The following is an 18,724-nucleotide window of genomic DNA, read 5'->3' on the forward strand; positions in this document are numbered from 1 at the left end:
TATGTAACCTCCTTCGGGTAGATGCCCTCATGTCGTATTTTAAAATAGATCACTAGTTCATGCTACCCGAAAAATTAGAGGCGTTTTCACCTATGAATTAAACTCACTGTTAATCCGCTCCATAAACTCCTCAGCAGCACTATAGCCAAGCTGTTTCAAATACCAATTATTTGCCGCGGCTTCGATTAAGCCTGCCACATCACGACCTGGCTGGAGCTGGACTTCAATATGCGGAATTTTTACACCTAAATATTCTCTAAATTGAGGCTCAACCTCAAGTTCATTATTTAAAGCATCCTCACGCCAAGGCGCAAGTTCAATATCAAGCACGATTCGTGTCTCATCCTGAAAAGCTCGACGTCCATATTGACGCACCACATTAATCAAGCCAATACTGCGTAACGCCAAAAACTCACGTGTAGTCTCGTTATGTGAGCCAAGGAGCGTGGTAGGTCCTAGCTTTTTCAGCACGACAATATCATCTGCTACAAAGCGGTGCCCACGCCTTATGAGTGTATGTGCAGTCTCACTTTTCCCAATGCCTGATTTCCCTCGTAACAAGATGCCGATTCCAGATACGTTTACACAGACACCATGAATCGATATCTCTGGCGCAAGTGCCTTAACTAAGTAGCTGTCTAATTTAGCAATAAACTCCGTTGTTGTTTCGTTGGTACGTAAAAGAGGGATACCCTCCTCATTGCAAAATAAGGTCAAAAAAGGGATCTCTTGTTGTCCAGACGTTACAATAAAGCAAGGTGGGCGATATTTCACTATGTTGCCGATATGATGTTTACGTTCCTCAACAGTTAACGAGAGCAAATAATTAATTTCTTTACGTCCTAACACCTGTACACGATTCGTTGGAAAAAAGTCAAAATACCCAACAAACTCTAGCCCTGGGCGATGTGTACGAGGACGGTCAATTTCCCGTTCTAAACAGTTATCTCCTGATAGTACCTCTAAGTGAAATTTATCAATTATTTTTCGGACTGTAATCGTCTTCATGCTGTTTTCCCTCCTTTTTCTAATTATATGATAGCATGAGGAAGAACACACGTAATCATGATGGTGATTCTAAAATGCTTCTTTCTACGTACGTGTATTCGTTATAAGAGTTTATTCTCCTGTTGCAAGCGGAAGATTGTCTGAAAATAAATCTGGATTTTCTCTTAACATCTCCGTAATAATCGTAGCTATCGCTTCAGCATCACACACACGTACCTCTGCATCACCTAGCTTGCCGATGTACATCGCTCCCTTCTCAATCAGCACATCCTCCACCTTCCAAAAATGCTCTGACCAAGAAAGCCCACAATGTCTGCGTGAAGGCACTTCAATTTCCGTCCCATCGGGTAAAATGGTAATGAGCTGCTCATGCCCATCTGTCATTCTCCCTTGGATATCTACCCATTCTTCGACTCCATGGATAAACGTATTCCGCTTCAAATCCACACCAATCAATAAAATGGTCGCTTTGCGGTCCAGTAATTTACCCCACGATGAGCCCCGCGCACAAGGAGTATCAAATTTATGATCGTCCTTTGTAAAGTCTGCGGCGTCTTTTCCTAATGCCGCCACAGAGTGAGTTGGATGCCAAGAACGAATAACACCGGGACGTTTGCGAAACAACTCTGGCAAAATACCGATACAAGATGGTGAATCTGTTACAGAAAATTTAGGATTATCAGCTTTAATATAAGACCATGTATGCGTAGGCAAGACCAGAAGTCCATCCTTCATATACTGCGTGAAAACATCTAATACAGTATCCGCACCGCCCTCTACTTCACCTAAGCTTTTCATAGAGGAATGAATGAGAAGTGTACCTTCCTGGTCAATCCCTAATTGTTCAAATTGATGAAATAAACTATCTTTTGTATGCATAACATAGCTCCCTTTCTAATCTGTATATTGATATAAAAAGACTATAGAGCCAATGCTACCATGGTTACTACATTTGTCAAAGTGGTACTAGGATTTGGTTTTTGTTTCCAAAACATACATACTACTCTACTTCCTTTTGCGTATGATATTGGAAATATTGGCGAAAGGGGAAGTAAAATGCCTATCTTTAACTTTCAGATTACACCAAGTGGCCCTCCAAAATTTGAACCAAGTATCGCTGTTAATCTACTAAGTCCAAATATTATGGTGGCCACCTCCGTCTATATTGTTGGTACAGTTCCTATGATTGGAGCCTACCAATCACTAGATGGAGGTGCGACTTGGACAATTACAATTTTACCTCTACCCACTGGCTTTGCTGGCGCGGAGGCCCCTTATGTTGCTTATGGTTATCCGACCAATTTTTTTATTGCAGCACATGTGTTTGCATCAAATGGATTAAATGGAACAACCGTAGTATATCGTTCATTTGATAATGGCTTTAATTATCAACCCCCGATCATCGTAGCACCTGGATATGGTGAATATATTAACAATGATGAGCCTATCATTGAAATCGATACGTCTCAGTCTAGTCCATTTTTAGGTAATACGTATATGGGCTGTAATCACCAATTTAACATTACTGCAAATTCAAGATCTACATTTATGTTATACCGCTCCATAGATAATGGAGCAACTTGGATGCAACCAACTCTCATGTCTGATCCACTGGATATTGTGGAACGACCAGCAGTTACCATAAGCCTAACCGGCATCGTCTATGGTGGTTGGATTAATACCAATGCACCCTCTACTCGTTTTCAGATACGGTCCTCAACCAACGGAGGAGCCTCCTTCTCAAACGCTTCTCTCATCTCAAATGTTGTCCTCGTTCCAACTGTACTTCCAGTAACGGGATATGGCTTTAGAGTATTGACATTCCCTAACCTCAGCGTGGATCGAACAACACTGAGCACAAGTGGGAGGGTTTACGCGGTGTGGCAGGACTATAGGTTAGGCTATTCAGATATTTTTCTTTCTCGATCTAACGATCAGGGGCTAACGTGGTCAACACCACAACCGATTACAGGCGCACCGGCTGGTTCCCAAAACTTCTTTCCCGCCATTGATGTTGATCCGCTCGCAGGCGTCGTAAATGTCATTTATTATACAAATCGGATTGATGGTTTTCTACTAGATGTATTCACCGCAAGATCGATTGATGGAGGACTGACATTCTTTAATCAACGAGTGACACAGCAATCCTTTGATCCAAATGAAGGCAGCCCAACGCCTGTCACGCTCATTGGAGATTATATCGATATCAAATCAGTAACACCATATGGTTATATTGGCGTGTGGACGGACACAATTACAGGCTCACAGACGATATTTAGTGGATTTAATACTGATCCCGTTGTTTAATTGGACACATAAAAGTAAGGTGACGCCTAAAAACTTCGCCACCTTACTTTTTTCAGCTTGGATATATAGCAACTAAATACCAGTTGGAGTAAGATTGGTAATCGTGTGCATTTCCTCGTGCAATATTCCCTGCTCCTGCACCAAATTCCCAAATGCATCTAAGCCAAATGTGGACACAACAACCTCTCCAGCCACGGGTTCTGTTATTGCAAATTGAACTTCATAAGCAAATACACCAGAAACAAAAAAGAGACGTCTTGCAATAGAGTTCGCTGCTAATGTTATACCTGCAACATAAAGTGGAATTTTTACTTCTGGTTCAAGCACATAAAATATTCTCACTTCAACACTAGCACCTGCGGTAATATTTTCATTCACCAAGTTCACAACCACGTTAGTAGCTGCTGTACCAAAGTCACGTGTATTCGTAATTAACCCTGTCGTTAATGGCATGCCTGCTTCCTCCCCTCACCATGAATAATGTATATTATGTTGAATCTATCAAGGACGATTGGATTAATATAATTGTTTTAAAAGAATGGGGAAAAGGTATATGCACAGGCAGTAAAAAAAATGACGAATACACTATAATTAATACTCTTAATGGAAGTGGTGAATATGGTGGTCGATTTAGGAATCGTTATGCCTGTCTATAAGCAAAAACCTGAATTTCTGGAGGCAGCTCTACAATCCGTACTTAACCAAACTTTTCAACAATTTAAATTCATGATTGTCATTGATGGGGCACCCGAGATGGAGCCACTGATTCGAAGCATTATAGGAGACGATCACCGAGTAAATATCATTAGTTATGAAAGGAATCAAGGTGTACCCCATGCCCTGAATATAGGATTTGCAGAGCTGTATAAGGATAATAACATTGAATTTTTGACTTGGGTTTCTAGTGATAACGTATATAGACCTTTATTTTTAGAAATTATGTATACGGCACTTAAGAATGGACCTGATGAGCTAGGCATTGTGTATAGTTCATTTCAGTCCATAGACAACCATAATCAACCTCTTCATGACGAGCATGCACTTGCTGCTTTGCGTAACTTTCAAGGTAAGCCTAAGGAAGCTTTACTTGATTCCTCAATCATCGGTGTATCTTTTATGTATAAAGCGAAGTATGCAAAAATGGTCGCAGGTGGATACAGCCTAGCCCCCATCGAAGATTATGATTATTGGCTCAAGCTTACTGATTTTTGTGAGATTAAATATATTCCAATCGAGCTCATGGATTATCGGGTAGATTCAACCTTTAGCGTCTCTTCACAGCTTAAATCTGTCGAGGCACATCGAAAGTGGCGACATGCTTATCATCTTACAAGACATAATACTAGGGTGCGTAGAGGAATTCCGATAGAAATCACCTTTTTGTTTATACTTTCTGAGGCAACCACTGAAGCAGTAGCCCGCATTGAAGATCTGTATGAACAAGTGTTCAGTAATTATATATGCCACGTTATCGACCTCTCTGACAACTACCAGGTGACTTCGACTTTACAGCAGATTCCCCACCCTTGTACGATGTTTGAGTGGCTACCTAACTGGAATAAAACCACCGCTGCCCTATATACAGCTAAAAAGATCAATACGCCTTACACCATGCTGCTTGACCTGAACCCTTTTGATTATGTTATGAACACACAAGTGTTATATGACGAGCTTAGAAGAGCAGACGGAACTATTTGGTCTACCTACTACAATAAAGAGAACCGTGCAATTGGATACAGAAATGAACATATCCTAGCCCCAATGCAAACAAATGAATTATTTCGCACACCTAAATTAATATATTTCCTTGAGGAAAAAATGATAAAGCTAGGTGACAAGCTATGAAGCTCTTGTTTATTTTCTTTAATCCTAGTGGAGGAATGGAAACATTAAATCGAATACGGAGTAAAGCATTAACGGAGCATGGTGTTGAAACACACCTCTTATATAAGTTTGATGGCCAAGGCAAGCACAACATTAGAAATATTAAAACCTTTATTACCAATGACCACCAAGCGATGATGGAAATCATCCACCGTGAAAACTACGATGTCATTGTTGTATGCTCAGATATGTGGCTGCTCACCGAGATTAGAAATCGGGGCTATAGAGGTCTGCTCATTTTCGAGCTACAAGGCCTTGGTCCTCACGAGGAAAATTTATTATTGACTCCAGCTACAAGAGAGGAAATTCATAATACTGTTAACGCCATTATGTACCCGAAGGATGAACGGTTAAGAACACTAATGAAATTAAATTATGGAGCCATCCACCAATACAGCTTCGATGATCCTTTGGATTGGGACAATTTTAGTTATACTGCTTACCCCAAAAAGCCTTACCCCATTATAGGTTGGGTGGGACGTCTTCAAAAGAATAAAAATGTGCGTGACTTTTTAATGCTAGGAACAGAGCTGCTTCCACTATATCCTGAATTATACTTATGGTTATTTGATGATAACACAATGGCAGATCCAAAAGAGCTTGATCAATACAATCAGATCTTAGATTCCCATCCTACATTAAAAAACCGTGTCATTCGTTACTCCAATACACCTCATGAATTGATGGCAGATTATTTAAGTATAATTGGAGACTCAGGTGGTTTTCTATTGTCATCCTCAACTCATGAAGGCTTTGGTTATGCCGTTGCCGAAGCGATGATTTGTCGTTGCCCAGTTTTGTCGACAGATTCAGGTGGGGTAAGAAGATTTATTTTCCATAATAAAACGGGGAAATTTTATGATCACAACTCCAAAATAACGATGAAAAAAGAAGCCATCTCCCTTTTAGCAGATAAAAATTTGCGAAATCGAATGATTACTTTTGCCGAACAGCATATTAAAAAACATTTCTCAAAAGCGTTATACGCACAAACGTTCATTCAAATGTTGAAAGAGCTACAACAAGGTCGTTAAATCCTTTGCACCGCGCGCTGGAAAGTGCGTGCGGTGCTTTACTGCATGAGTGGATTCCAAGTGGATGGATGATTACAAAATGAAAATATAAGCTTATCCCCATCATGGGTTAAAGCAATTTGTTTAACAAAGCTTCCATTTGTATGCTGAGCTATTGTCTTTTCCCAAAATTTTTGTCCAATCATATTTTTAATAATATGACAATTCGTTTTATCAGTTAACGTAACTTGAACCGTTGTCGCCACCATTTCAAATCCTCCCTCAAAAAAGTGCTAACTCTTTTCCTCTATTTGAACAGGCGTAATACTCTGATACAAAAACGATTTCCCCTCCAAAAAACTGTTGATATAGGCTAAAGCATAGGGCTGTTGATCCAACATACCTTGAATTTCATTGGGGTTCGTGCAGTGGTGAGCACCATTTTCGATGATATGCATTACAAAAAAGCATTCGATATGGGAAACATAGTTGGTGGGTAGGCTACAGCCTTTCTCATATCCCTCTATAAAAACCTTTCGTTGCTCAGGTGACAGTCCTAACATTACACCAGCCACATCATATAAATAGTAACCATACCCACACCTTGCAAAGTCAATTAAATAAGGCTGATCACCATGAACAATAAAGTTTCCAAGATGGACGTCACCATGAATAAGTCCAAAGGAGTCCGAATTGGAGTTTAGATTCATATTTTCTAATTCTCCTAAACGCGATATAATTTTTTCCCCTACTGTTTGGTATTGCGACCACTCGCCTACAGTTAAAAAATGTTTATAGTATTGTCCTAACTTTTCCATTGCTTGTCTAAAGCTAGCGATTCCCCATGTAGGTCTTGCTAATAGCATATTGGCTTCAACCACAACCTCAGCCTTCTTCATTGCCTCATGCACAGTGGCTAACCATTCACCCATTTTGAAAATCTGACGATCACTTAGCTCCTGTTCTATAGGCTCCCCCTCTACCCATTGCATCATTGTGACCAAAGGGCTCCACCCTTCATCTGTATGAATATGTGTAACCAAATGTCCTTCTTCATTCATTAATGCTTTGGGTACAACCAAATGATTAGGATTATTTAACTCACCTAGAACACGTAAAATATGAAGCTCTGCTTCTATTTCTGCTTCCCTCATTGGCTCTAAATGAAATCGCAATAAATAAGCTTGTCCTGCCAACGTCTGGACTTTGTATGTAATCGACTCTGAAAATTGAATAAACTGTACATGTGCACCATCTAGCTTATATTTTTGTAAAATATTCACTATTAACTTATCAGCAAGCTTTATAAGCTGCTCCCGCTCTACCACTATAATTCCTCCATTCACTCTTATTACATTTAGTATAGAAAGGGCAGAATGGAAGTGATATACCCAAAATGAGTTAACTTCTTTTTTATCCAAAAAAATATAATAAAAAGCCTACAAAAACCAACTGGGGTCTAAAATCATCCCTTTGATGGATATTTTGTAAGCTTCATTACTCACTGACTTTTAGTATAAACAATTTTTTTAATACTACTAGAGGATAAATAAAAGCGCTCGGCTAAGTATTCAATGGGTTCACCATTAGAAAAACGTCGCTGAATTTCCTGGTTTCGTCTAATCAGCCACTGCCGACTACCCGATTTTTCGCCCCATTTCTTACGTACCTTATCTAATTTAGGAATATAAACTAGACCCCCGTCATAATAAGTTTGTATTTGTGCTAGCAATTCCTTGGGTAAAATTTCGTCTGCATTACGATACTTCATTGTGCTCGCTCCTTAATAATTAAATTCATAATTAAGGGTGCGAAGCTGTAGCTACAAACGTTTAATCAAAATTTTCGATGAAGTGATTAGGCGGAGAAATGAAACTGCTCTATGCAACTACCGCCTCGTTCGTAGTTCCTGCTTCGCATAGAGCTAATTTTAAAACTTGCCATTATTCTAATCATAATGCGCTCCTTCCTTGTTAAAACCACGTTATATTTAAGCTTACCTTATTACAATGAGAAGGGAAGTTCAACCGCCCACTATAAATTAGTTTTTTCGCTCATCACTTTATCATACATTTTATCCTCTTCGACTCCACTTTCTTTTGCAGTTATCTGAGACGGAATCACACGATAAACCTTGACCGGTCCACCAAAAACAGCGGAGCGATATTTATCTACATGTTGTTTGGACAATGGACGATTATAATAACCCGGAACATACTTGTTGATTAACTCTTGAAGCATGAAGGTCGCCTCATCCAAATCTGTAATGGGCTCTGCTTTTCCAAAAATCATCACACTCATATAAGCGGTATCTGTTTTAGCCGGTACGGGGTCCGTGATCGTACCATATTCTTGGCACACGGTAAAACACACCTCTGCATTTTCACTCATAATCTCGTTACGTCTACCATTACTAGCGCCATGAAAATAAAGCGTTCCTTCCGCCCAAACATAGTTTAACGGGACAACGTAAGGCAGGTTCCCATCTGCTAATCCCAGATAGCCAATTCTTGACTGCTTAAGAAAGCTTTCAATTTTCTCCTGATCTAGACATTCTCTACTTTTATAACGAACTGATTGCATTTACAAACCGCTCCTCTCAACCAACATTGCATATAGTGGCTTTATTACGGTAGTATAGCAATGAATGGATTGGGTTGAAATATCCAAAGATCAAGAAAAGATCCAATCCATAAACACAGTGTTTCTAAATAAAAAGTAACAATCTCCGCTATTTATCATTGGAACGTGGGATTCATATTCAGACAGCTACTGGTTCATGTTGCGCAAAACAATAAAAGACCGTACAGCGACATCTCCACTGCACGGCAAGACTAATTCAGATCCAAATCCATATGATAGTTCAATTAAATTAATGATTTCCAACTAATTATCAATTTCTAATCACTTATTGTGTAATATAAAACTTTATATTGAGAATTATTTCACATAATCTGAATTAGTACAGTGCCATTGTTCACAGCATTATGTGATTCTTCTTAATTTACAAAAAATAAGCCATCTATTAAAATTCTAATCAGAATTTCATAGATAGCTTAGCTAGTCTAGTATAAATTATGTTTATTCTCCATTGTTCATAAAATTTTGCTTCTTTAAATAGTTCAATACAGTTTGGGAAAATTCAAGATGGGATTCCTTTGTATATTTAGCTATCGTATAAATTTGAGCAAGATTTTTTAAACCTAATTGTTCTGTCATTTGCTTAAGTTTAGGGACATCCATGTATCGTTGCCAGCCCTTTTCATTACGTTCCCGATAAATTTCTCTAATATCTTCATCAGAATAATCCTGATATTGTTCATAATGTACAATCCCATGCTTGGGTAAACGATCACGCAAGGCAGGAGTTTCCGCAGGATAACCTAAGGAATAACCGACGACTGGCACAACATTAGCTGGTAAATTTAACAATTGTCCAATTTGATCACAGTTGGCAAGCGTTGATCCCATGTAGCATATACCTAATCCAGCATTTTCGGCAGCCAATGCGCAGTTTTGTGACACCAAGGTCGCATCTATTGCGCCAATCATAAAGCTCATGAAATTATCAAATTGTAGCGGTGCATCCTCTAGTGCTAACCACTTTCTCATTCGATTAAAGTCTGCACAAAAGGTTAGTAGTACCGGTGCATCTACTACCATGGATTGCTCCATATGTGCGGAGTATAGCTTCTTGCGAAGCTCTTTATCTCTTGTTACGACAATAGAGTAGGACTGCATGTTGCCACTTGAAGAGGCGCGGATACCTGCATCTAGTATTTGCTCTAGTAGCTCTTGGCTAACTTCCTTATCTTGATATTCTCGTATAGATTTATGTCCATGTATGACGTCATTAAAATCCAAAGCAGCCACCCCTTCAAAAAAGTATCCAAAATATATGCTCTTATTTTATCAAAACGTTAAAACTGATGTCTAACTAAATTAGAAAAGGCCATCGAGATTTCTCTCGACAGCCTAACAGCACTTATCTTCTTTTCATTTTCAGCTTCACATTAACAGCTCATATAAAGAGATTAATTACTCGTATATTTAACCCAATCATATTCAGCATAAAGCGGGTTCACGCCATTATATGGACCTAACCAGTCATCCACACCAATCCCATTCCAAATATTCATCATAATCATGCCAGGTGTTTTCGGGATGTTTTGAGTTGCTGTATGCTTCAGTACACCATCTACATACCATTTGATATAACCAGGCTGCCAATCAAATGCATACGTGTGGAAGCCTTGAGAGGCATCAAAGCCTAGATCAATCACCTTCTCATGCCCACCCACACCGTTGGTATAATAGTTAAATTGAACTTTACGCGTATCTTTACCTAAAAACTCAATATCAATCTCGTCCCATTGTGTACCATGTGCAGGTCCGGTATACGTAAAAAAGGATGAAACAATGCCCGTATTTTTAGCTGGCTTCATACTCACCTCATATAGGCCGTATTCATACGTATCGTTACTTCTATACTCTGCACCATCAAATTTATTATAACTAGGGCTTGTCAGAGCAAGTCTCATCTTGCCATCATTCGTAAATGTAATATTTTTGGCACGCCAAGTACAATTAAATGGATTACCATTGGTGTAGCCGTCTGCTTTATGCCATGTATTGGGGTTAAAGTAGGTGAGTGGTTCCCACAAAACATACCCTGCTGAGACATTAACCGCAAAAAATAAGGATACCATGCTTGCTGTAACTAAAGTAAACCAAGATTTTTTCTTCATTTTGCACCTCCATTTGAAATTGACCAAACATGTATCATGTCCATTCACCTCAGATGTAAAGCGCTTCCATACTTGGTATTTTCATTGTATCTGATGTTGCGATATTAGCTAGACAAGACTTTATCTGAAACAGAGTATTTATTAAGGTACAAACTATCATTAGACCTTGTTTAAACACAAACAACCCCCTTTGTGAAGGGGGTTTCTAGCTTACTAGTAGTCTAATTAATCAGCATCTGTGGCTTCTACTGTTGCTGGTGCCATCAAACCTTTTACTGCGCCTACAAATGGAGAAATTGATTTGATCATTCCATAGCCCATTTTAATTACTGGAAAAACCCTTTGTATCATCCCAAATAGTTTTAAACCTCCACTAAGACCGCCGAATCCACCAAATAACGAGCCAAGCATTGGGAACAATGCAGATACCTGCGCTTCTTTTTTACGAGTTCGTAATGAATATGGTGACTTTGACGACTTTGGCAATCTGGAAGTACTTGAGCCCCTAGAGCGTGAACCAGCTTGCCTGCGTGTCTTCCCCTTTTTATTTTTGGAGTGAGTTTTCTTCCCGCTACTTGAAGGAACAGGGGAAGCCACCCCTGCCAGCACTACACCTTTGTCATAACAATTTGCAATGTAGCCAATATACGTCTCCCCATTATGCAACGTGACACGAACGGGTTGACCTTGAAGCTGTCTCGCTTTTGCCCGAATTACCTCGGATTGTGCCATGCATGTCTCACCTCGCATACTGATTATAATTCAGTGTACGTGACTAGGATGCTGACTGCTTGTGCGAATTGCTTTTATTGTACTCTTCTGATTTCCAACTCTGCCACAATTTCATCATGTGGCTTCTCCCATTTGTACATCGTGACTAAAATCAAAATCGATAATAGACATAACGCAATTGGAATCCAAATAAAGCTTAGCTCAATCATATGAAGTGCGGACGGGATTTGTGTCTGATTCGCCACATAACCACCAGAGGCTAGCAACCAAGCTGGAATTGCACCACCAAGACCGGAACCTAATTTAATTGCAATCCCCGAGGCAGTTGAAGCTAGCAAGCCTTGTGCACGTACGCCCGATTTCCATTCCCCATAATCTACGGTATCCGCAATTAAAGCAAACAACAGCCCAACAGGTAAACCTAAACCGATAGCTCCGATCACGGTTCCCGTCAGCAACATGAAGTTATTTTGTCCGCCCAAATAGATCGTCAATTGTCCAAGCATACATACCGCCATACCCACAATCATTAATGTTTTCTTACTAAAGGATCTAGATAAAATAGGAACAAAAATAATCCCAACTAACGTAAGCGAACCCAGTGTGTTCACTGTAGTCACCATATCTGGCTGATTCAAATTGTAAGTAATATAATAAATACCCGAAGACAGCTTAATCACATACAAAATAAAAAACACAACGCCAACCAATACCCCTGCAAACCATGGCTTATTCCCCTTAATCGCTTTGATACTTTCCTTTACAGGGAGCGATTTCCCCCCAGATTTGTCCTGCACACGCTCTCTCGTATTAAAGAACGTAATGAGAAACATCACCAGTCCAATAATACCAAACAAGATCATCGTATGAAAAAAGCCTTTTTGCTGATCCCCTTGCCCAAAAAAGGCAACCAGCGGCAACAACGTAAGATTAACCAACAAACCACCAAATTGTCCACCAAACATACGGAAGCTATTCGCGACTGTTCTTTCCTGTATGTCGCTTGTTAGACTCGGAAGCAGTGTCGTTAGCGGGTTGTTGACTGCCGTATATAACACATTAGATGCAATATAAAAAATATAAGCATATGCTAGTTTGCCCGAGGCACTTAATTCAGGTCCCATAAACAACAACGTGGTAACGATCGCAAACGGAAAGCAGGACCATAAAATCCAAGGACGTGATTTCCCCCAACGCGTATTTGTTTTATCGATCAGGATGCCAAAAATTGGGCTATCTATCATATCAACAAGGCGTGCCACTAGCAATAGTGTACCTACCGCTGCTGCGCCAATTCCGTATACATCTGTAAAATAGTACGTCAGATATGTCGTTACAACAGCATAAATTAAGTTTGACGCTGTATCGCCTAAACCATAGCTAACCTTTTCCAATAACGATAACTTTTGATTCGATTCTTCTCTAGCTGCCATCATGCACCCTCCAATGGGAACTTCTTAATATAAGTCCTTCGAACTTTTGAGATTTATAAGGAAATGTTTCCTTTGATCAAATCCTGCGGTGCACTACTATTTCCGATATATACCTCGTATTCCATATGCTCTAATTCCCACCCATCTGTAGCAGGATTGTACCACTCCACTTTTTCAACTGGACAAGAGATTTGCACATGAACGGCTTTCCCTGGCTCTAACGTGACCCGCTTAAAGCCCCGTAACACCTTCACAGGACGCTCGACCGCCGAATTGGAGAAGCCAATATAGAGCTGTACAACCTCATCCCCTGTTACATCCCCGATATTTTTCACCTCGCAGCTAGCCTTGATCTGATCCTGTACAACTGAAAATTCCGCATTGGAAATGGAGAAATTAGTATAAGACAAGCCAAAACCATATGGTAAAGAAGGAGTAATCCCCGCTTTTTCTAGTCGTGTGTAGCCATGGTAATAATCATATTTAATTTCGTGGGCATCCCAATCGACTTGGGGAAGGTGATCTTCGCTTGTTGGCACCACAAATGGTAATTTCCCACCTGGATTCACATCGCCAAACAAAGTTTTGGCTATCGCAGTTCCGCCTTCCATCCCTGGATAATAGGCCATCAAAATCGCAGATACAGCGTCTTTCCATTCCTCGATCATAATCATATTTCCACCAATTAATACAACAGCAGACTGCTTATTCATTGGGCCTACTGCTTGAATGAGTGCAACATCCTTGGCATGTAAGCCAAGACTTTTGCGATCGCCACCTGCTTTTAGATCAGCATCCTCATTTGTAACAGATTCTCCTTCATCATCGTGATCATAGCCAACTACAAACACAACCGCATCCACTGACTGCGCTAACTGCTTAGCTTGCATGACATCCTCACCGTTATCAAATATCACCTCTGCATTAGGCAATAGCTTCTGCAAGCCTTCAAGCGCCGTGACCACATAAGGAGGAAAGACACGACTTGAGCCATGGTCACCAATGTTACCGATATTGCCTAACTCCCCAATGACCGCAATTCGCTTCGTCGCTGTCTTAGAAAATGGCAGAACATTTCCTTCATTTTTTATCAATGTCATTGATTTTTCTGCTGCTTCTAATGCCAATGCGATATGCTCAGGGCAAGCAATGAGGTTTTTACTATAGACTGCATTTTGATTTCCATCCTCGAAGGCAAGTAACGTACGTACAATGCGCAAAGCAGCACGATCAATTTTCTCTTCACTCACCTGCCCGTTTCTAACGGCTTCAACTAGCTTGTCACCAAAAAACTTCGTATGACACATTTCTACGTCCATCCCGCCATTGACTGCCTCTACGGTATCCTTCACACCCCATGCGAAATCACTAACGACAAAGCCGTCAAAATCCCATTCCTCCTTGAGTACCTCGTTCAGCAAATAATCATGATGACCACAATGTGTACCTTGATACAAGTTATAAGCACTCATGACACTCCCTGCGCCAGCATCAATACAATCCTTAAAGTGAGGCAAAAACACTTCACGTTCTGTACGTTTATCTGCTAACACACTAACCTGAAAACGTGCCCATTCCATGCTATTAAAAGCATAATGCTTCACACAAGCAACCACATTTTCGCTCTGTACCCCTTGAACTAGCGCAACACCCATTTTTCCGAGATGGAACGACTCTTCTCCATATACCTCTTGACTTCGACCCCAACCTGGGTTATACGGTAGATTAATACACACACCACCAAAGAAGTTCCCGCCTTGTGCACGTACCTCCTTACCAATGACGTGTCCTATTCTCTCCTCTAATTCAGGCTCAAATGATGCCCCTCTTGCCATGGCGACAGGAAAGCAGGTACTATTACCCGATACTACCCCACGAGGTCCATCTACAAATTTCAATTCAGGGACACCCAGTCTTTCGTTGCCACCTGCTGGATAAGGCCGCCAATTATAATGTCTAACTTTAAAGTCGTCTAGCATCTCTTCCATTGAGACTCTACCACTCATTAAATAAACTTTTTCTTCTAAGCTCATCTGCCCTACAAGTTCCTCTGCTTTAGTTGTGTAGGCTAAACGGAATTTCTTATTTACTTTCACGTTGATCTTCCTCCCGTTCTAAAGTTAAAAGCTTCTTATTTTTATTAAGGTCAATCTAATCACTTGCTAGATTGCTTTTAGTGTAATCTTATTTCCGCCCCTATTCCTTCCTGTTTCTTAGGTGGAAGTTGCAGAAGAAAGCGCATACAACATAAAATTTAAGCCAACACTTAAAAAAAGCTAAGAAAAACACCCTTTAAAAGCGGTATTTTCTTAGCTAGAAATTTTAGTTTAATTAGTGGTTGTCAACCACTAATTTTTATTTAGAGCCATTAGTTATAAAGCTTTTTTAGCGTTAAACACTCAATCCCATGAACAGGGATATGGACGGAGATTTGAAATTCCCCCTGTAAGGTCATCTGTTTAATCTGCAAATTAGGTCTTGAAATATGCTTAAGATAGTCGGTCTCCTCTTCATTTAAATCTACATACTCGCCCATTCGAACCCACTCGTCATACGCAGATCCATGATCCCGATTTAAGCTGTATTGCTTACATTTATAGGTTCCATATAGGTTGTTTAATTGCAGATCGACACTAATATCGCTAGTTTCCTCAAAGAGATTGTAAATTTGCCGATCCTCCTGTTCACCTCTCTCATACAGTTGGTTAAGATAGGTAGGGTTATACAATAAAATCTGAATGTTATCCCCTTTTCTCGTTATGATGTAATGCTTCCCCTTTGCAATGACGGTCTCCCCAAGCTTGGATAAGAAAACAAAAGCATAATAAGCAGACTTCTTGATCCCATCTGTATTCATTAGCCCTGTCCCTCCATAAAAGGGCTTATTTTCCATATCCCATTCATACAAAATATCCGAAGCAGATAAAAAGCCAATTGCACTAGCCTTTTCTATAGCGTCATCTAGCATATTATCGATAATAAAGGTAGCCATAAAAGCGGTGTCATGAAGCGGATTGGTCACATCCCAACTTAAATTCCAGCGAGTCACCATAAACTGAATTTCTTCCCCATAATACCTTCTTAGCATATGATATGTCTTCATTAGCCTTTGCTTTGTATGATTTTTGGACTCATATTGAAATGGAATCGATTGAAGGTCAACTGGATTGGTTGAGGATTGCTCCCCCCATTTCAAAAAGTCGATCCGATTATGATAAATATTACAGCAATAAAAATCGATGGGTACCCCATAAGACTGGCAAAATTTTAATAATCGCTCCGAGGGCTGATCTTGGGTATGGAAGTTCTCAGCCGCAGGCCCCACCTTAATAATAGGCGAGATATTTTTGATCAATAGGGCGGTTTGTTTATACAACTCAAAATATTGCTCCAAAGTTCCGCTCCAATGAATATCGTTAACGGGGAACTCCGTCCAAATTTGAAAATACCAGGTTGAAACTTGTTCTAATCCATAGCGGTTAATACAATTTGTGAGAAAGGATTGAACTAACGATAACCATTGCCCCATTTCCTTAGGAGGCGAAGTATTCCCCTGATAGTTGAAGAAGCTTGTACTCTTGCTAGCGAAAGGCAGTGGCATATAACTCAAGCAAACAAACGGCTTAACCTCAATTTCGAGAAGGTAATCAAGGGCTTGATTAACAAACTTCCAATTAAATTTGAATCCCTTTTTATCCTTCTGAAGCACGTCCATTTCCTGATTAAAGATGCCCTCAAAGCGGATGTATTCTATTGGGATGTCTTCCTTCATTTCCGTAATCTGATCTCGCATATTTTGATTCAATAATGTATTGGCTGAGCCGATGTTCATCATTTTATTCCAAATGGCGTGTAACTGAGTACCTTCAGAATCCACATCCTTGTCTATGGTAATTCGTAACGTATTCTCATCCAACATCTCGGTAGCAATCGTTTTTGCAGCATATCTTGTAAGGAAATCCTCGTTAATCGTACCTACAATACTACTTGGAGAGGTGTTAGAGGAATTTGCTTGTATCGTAATAAGCTCCTTCCATTGCTTTCTAAGCTGGAGTGGGGTTACGCCAAATTGCTGTCTGATCGCCTTATAATAGCTCTTCTCATCACTAAATCCAGAGGATAAAGCAATGTCCACAATCGAAATATGTTGGGTTTGCAATAAATATAAAGAATAGCGAATACGTATTTGTTGTAAATAAGTCTTAAAGGAAATGCCTATATTTCTTCTAAAAATATCTGACAAATAAGAGGAATTGTAATGCTGCGCTTGGGCAATCTCATTTAACGTAAGTTTCCCTTTGAAATCAAGCTCCACCGAATTTAAGATTTGGCGGACAATGTTGTTATTCTGTGTAGAAGGGTCCCCTTCTTTTAGCAAGGTAGACGGAGTAAAATGTGAAGTTAAGTAGCGAACAAGGGTAAAAAACTCGTTGTGTACTAACTCCTGTGTTCGATATATATGAAAAAGCTGGCTTACTAAAATACGAATGATATCATAGCTACTCTGATTATCTATACTGTTCCGAAAAGAACGAACATCAAAATATAAATTGTAAAGGTCGGGGAAAAACTTTGCTATAAATACGCTATCCAAATGTACTTGAATAAACTGTGTGTCAGACGCTAGCGGTATAATACGATGGGGCTCCAGATGATTAATAAGCAAAAGATCATTACTCTGTAAATTATAATCTTGTGCATCCTGCGATGAAATCATGGATAAAGTTGCCTTCAACTTGCCCTGTGTCACCCAAATGATCTCTAGCCCAGTATGTTGATGAAATTGCTCTGCATAACTTTCATTAAAGCTAAAATACGCTGGACAACCCGGAAAATAAGGAATATGAGTTAACGTGTGGTTCAAATCAGCACCCCCTTATTCACTCATTATAACCAACAGAGATAGAGTTATCATAGACAAGCATTTACCATGCATAAAAAAGATTCATCGTTTTTATGCACTACTCCGTCTTAGTATTAGGGGATTACATATAGGGGAAATAGAGATAACCGCACACCTATACTAAACAAGAGAAGGGGGCGGTGACGGTGTCAAATACAGAAGAGGAAAATTCGCAGCCCTCAATACATTCTGATAATGATCCAACGGTTTGTATAATGGATGAGGACTTATTTTTCAAACGGTTATCTACTGAGCAACATAAATTGTACTCTATCGCCTATAGCTATATGCGCAATGAAGCGGATGCGCTTGAAGTTGTGCAGGAGGTAGCGTGCCGAGCATGGATGAAACGTAAAAATCTTAAAAATGAACAAGCCTTTACCCCATGGCTAATTAGAATCACAGTCAATTGTTGTGTGGACGAACTAAGACGTAAAAAACGGGTTTTCCCTACAGATACGATTCACGATGAGCCTGTACATGAAATGAAACGAAACGATCAGATTGATTTGGAACGTGCCTTTGATCACTTAAAACATAAGCATCGCCACGTTGTTATGCTGAAATATTATCAGGACATGACCACTGCGCAAATTGCAAAAGTGCTACATAAACCTGAAGGAACAATCAAAAGCTGGTTACGTGAAGGGTTAAGACAGCTACGCAAGTATTTGTAGAAGATAGGAGGTTAGCAAG

17 protein-coding genes are annotated in these 18,724 nt (G+C 39.9%); 4 read left to right on the forward strand and 13 right to left on the reverse strand.

Annotated elements, in window-relative coordinates; all coding sequences use genetic code 11:
* Window positions 1-90: 90 nt before the first annotated feature.
* Entirely contained in the window at window positions 91-1,008 is a 918-nt protein-coding gene (gene hprK / locus ABE099_RS18195; protein WP_430032586.1) for an HPr(Ser) kinase/phosphatase, read from the reverse strand.
* Window positions 1,009-1,119: 111 nt separating this feature from the next.
* Window positions 1,120-1,887: an AAC(3) family N-acetyltransferase gene (locus tag ABE099_RS18200; protein ID WP_430032588.1), complete on the reverse strand. Its 768-nt coding sequence runs from the start codon at window positions 1,885-1,887 to the stop codon at window positions 1,120-1,122.
* Between the two features lie 177 nt (window positions 1,888-2,064).
* On the opposite strand from ABE099_RS18200, the gene ABE099_RS18205 reads away from it, so the two are divergent.
* Complete coding sequence (locus ABE099_RS18205; protein ID WP_430032590.1) at window positions 2,065-3,315, forward strand: sialidase family protein; 1,251 nt, start codon at window positions 2,065-2,067, stop codon at window positions 3,313-3,315.
* A 72-nt stretch (window positions 3,316-3,387) separates the two neighbouring features.
* Here the strand turns inward: ABE099_RS18205 and ABE099_RS18210 are convergent, their stop codons facing one another.
* On the reverse strand, window positions 3,388-3,768 hold the full coding sequence (locus tag ABE099_RS18210) for a hypothetical protein (RefSeq protein WP_430032592.1): 381 nt from the start codon (window positions 3,766-3,768) through the stop codon (window positions 3,388-3,390).
* Between the two features lie 165 nt (window positions 3,769-3,933).
* Here ABE099_RS18210 and ABE099_RS18215 point away from each other — a divergent pair, with 165 nt between their 5' ends.
* Both ABE099_RS18215 and ABE099_RS18220 read left to right on the forward strand, forming a co-directional pair.
* Window positions 3,934-5,160 carry a glycosyltransferase family 2 protein gene (locus ABE099_RS18215; RefSeq protein ID WP_430032594.1) on the forward strand — a complete coding sequence of 409 codons (1,227 nt, stop codon included), beginning with the start codon at window positions 3,934-3,936 and terminating at the stop codon, window positions 5,158-5,160.
* Complete coding sequence (locus tag ABE099_RS18220) at window positions 5,157-6,233, forward strand: glycosyltransferase family 4 protein (RefSeq protein WP_430032596.1); 1,077 nt, start codon at window positions 5,157-5,159, stop codon at window positions 6,231-6,233. Before ABE099_RS18215 ends, ABE099_RS18220 begins: the two co-directional genes overlap by 4 nt.
* 38 nt (window positions 6,234-6,271) lie before the next feature.
* Here the strand turns inward: ABE099_RS18220 and ABE099_RS18225 are convergent, their stop codons facing one another.
* The 10 genes from ABE099_RS18225 to ABE099_RS18270 form a co-directional block, all read right to left on the reverse strand.
* Window positions 6,272-6,481 carry a hypothetical protein gene (locus tag ABE099_RS18225; RefSeq protein ID WP_430032598.1) on the reverse strand — a complete coding sequence of 70 codons (210 nt, stop codon included), beginning with the start codon at window positions 6,479-6,481 and terminating at the stop codon, window positions 6,272-6,274.
* A 24-nt stretch (window positions 6,482-6,505) separates the two neighbouring features.
* The gene (locus ABE099_RS18230) at window positions 6,506-7,540 is read right to left on the reverse strand and encodes a phosphotransferase enzyme family protein (protein ID WP_430032600.1); all 1,035 of its coding nucleotides are present in this window, start codon (window positions 7,538-7,540) and stop codon (window positions 6,506-6,508) included.
* Between the two features lie 173 nt (window positions 7,541-7,713).
* Window positions 7,714-7,983 carry a CD3324 family protein gene (locus ABE099_RS18235; RefSeq protein WP_430032602.1) on the reverse strand — a complete coding sequence of 90 codons (270 nt, stop codon included), beginning with the start codon at window positions 7,981-7,983 and terminating at the stop codon, window positions 7,714-7,716.
* A gap of 263 nt (window positions 7,984-8,246) precedes the next feature.
* Entirely contained in the window at window positions 8,247-8,795 is a 549-nt protein-coding gene (locus tag ABE099_RS18240) for a pyridoxamine 5'-phosphate oxidase family protein (RefSeq protein WP_430032604.1), read from the reverse strand.
* A gap of 498 nt (window positions 8,796-9,293) precedes the next feature.
* Entirely contained in the window at window positions 9,294-10,076 is a 783-nt protein-coding gene (locus tag ABE099_RS18245) for a nitroreductase family protein (RefSeq protein ID WP_430032606.1), read from the reverse strand.
* A 170-nt stretch (window positions 10,077-10,246) separates the two neighbouring features.
* A complete protein-coding gene (gene bglS / locus ABE099_RS18250; protein ID WP_430032607.1) occupies window positions 10,247-10,960 on the reverse strand; it encodes a beta-glucanase in 714 nt (237 codons plus the stop codon).
* A gap of 225 nt (window positions 10,961-11,185) precedes the next feature.
* Entirely contained in the window at window positions 11,186-11,692 is a 507-nt protein-coding gene (locus ABE099_RS18255) for a hypothetical protein (protein WP_430032609.1), read from the reverse strand.
* Between the two features lie 74 nt (window positions 11,693-11,766).
* Window positions 11,767-13,125 carry a glycoside-pentoside-hexuronide (GPH):cation symporter gene (locus ABE099_RS18260; RefSeq protein WP_430032611.1) on the reverse strand — a complete coding sequence of 453 codons (1,359 nt, stop codon included), beginning with the start codon at window positions 13,123-13,125 and terminating at the stop codon, window positions 11,767-11,769.
* Window positions 13,126-13,178: 53 nt separating this feature from the next.
* On the reverse strand, window positions 13,179-15,221 hold the full coding sequence (locus ABE099_RS18265) for a beta-glucosidase (protein WP_430032613.1): 2,043 nt from the start codon (window positions 15,219-15,221) through the stop codon (window positions 13,179-13,181).
* Between the two features lie 272 nt (window positions 15,222-15,493).
* On the reverse strand, window positions 15,494-17,989 hold the full coding sequence (locus ABE099_RS18270) for a GH39 family glycosyl hydrolase (RefSeq protein ID WP_430032615.1): 2,496 nt from the start codon (window positions 17,987-17,989) through the stop codon (window positions 15,494-15,496).
* Between the two features lie 185 nt (window positions 17,990-18,174).
* Here ABE099_RS18270 and ABE099_RS18275 point away from each other — a divergent pair, with 185 nt between their 5' ends.
* The gene (locus tag ABE099_RS18275) at window positions 18,175-18,705 is read left to right on the forward strand and encodes a sigma-70 family RNA polymerase sigma factor (protein ID WP_430032617.1); all 531 of its coding nucleotides are present in this window, start codon (window positions 18,175-18,177) and stop codon (window positions 18,703-18,705) included.
* Window positions 18,706-18,724 lie beyond the last annotated feature (19 nt).

Origin of the sequence: Paenibacillus turicensis, assembly GCF_050461185.1 — a bacterium.
GTDB classification, from domain to species: Bacteria; Bacillota; Bacilli; order Paenibacillales; family Paenibacillaceae; genus Fontibacillus; species Fontibacillus turicensis_A.

Excerpts from the sequence above, each read along its gene's own strand:
- ABE099_RS18225 (WP_430032598.1), bottom strand. The coding sequence starts at position 6,481 with ATGGTGGCGACAACGGTTCAAGTTACGTTAACTGATAAAACGAATTGT.
- ABE099_RS18200 (WP_430032588.1), bottom strand. The coding sequence starts at position 1,887 with ATGCATACAAAAGATAGTTTATTTCATCAATTTGAACAATTAGGGATT.
- ABE099_RS18235 (WP_430032602.1), bottom strand. The coding sequence starts at position 7,983 with ATGAAGTATCGTAATGCAGACGAAATTTTACCCAAGGAATTGCTAGCA.
- ABE099_RS18255 (WP_430032609.1), bottom strand. The coding sequence starts at position 11,692 with ATGGCACAATCCGAGGTAATTCGGGCAAAAGCGAGACAGCTTCAAGGT.
- ABE099_RS18220 (WP_430032596.1), top strand. The coding sequence starts at position 5,157 with ATGAAGCTCTTGTTTATTTTCTTTAATCCTAGTGGAGGAATGGAAACA.
- ABE099_RS18260 (WP_430032611.1), bottom strand. The coding sequence starts at position 13,125 with ATGGCAGCTAGAGAAGAATCGAATCAAAAGTTATCGTTATTGGAAAAG.
- ABE099_RS18215 (WP_430032594.1), top strand. The coding sequence starts at position 3,934 with ATGGTGGTCGATTTAGGAATCGTTATGCCTGTCTATAAGCAAAAACCT.
- ABE099_RS18210 (WP_430032592.1), bottom strand. The coding sequence starts at position 3,768 with ATGCCATTAACGACAGGGTTAATTACGAATACACGTGACTTTGGTACA.
- bglS (WP_430032607.1), bottom strand. The coding sequence starts at position 10,960 with ATGAAGAAAAAATCTTGGTTTACTTTAGTTACAGCAAGCATGGTATCC.
- ABE099_RS18240 (WP_430032604.1), bottom strand. The coding sequence starts at position 8,795 with ATGCAATCAGTTCGTTATAAAAGTAGAGAATGTCTAGATCAGGAGAAA.
- hprK (WP_430032586.1), bottom strand. The coding sequence starts at position 1,008 with ATGAAGACGATTACAGTCCGAAAAATAATTGATAAATTTCACTTAGAG.
- ABE099_RS18205 (WP_430032590.1), top strand. The coding sequence starts at position 2,065 with ATGCCTATCTTTAACTTTCAGATTACACCAAGTGGCCCTCCAAAATTT.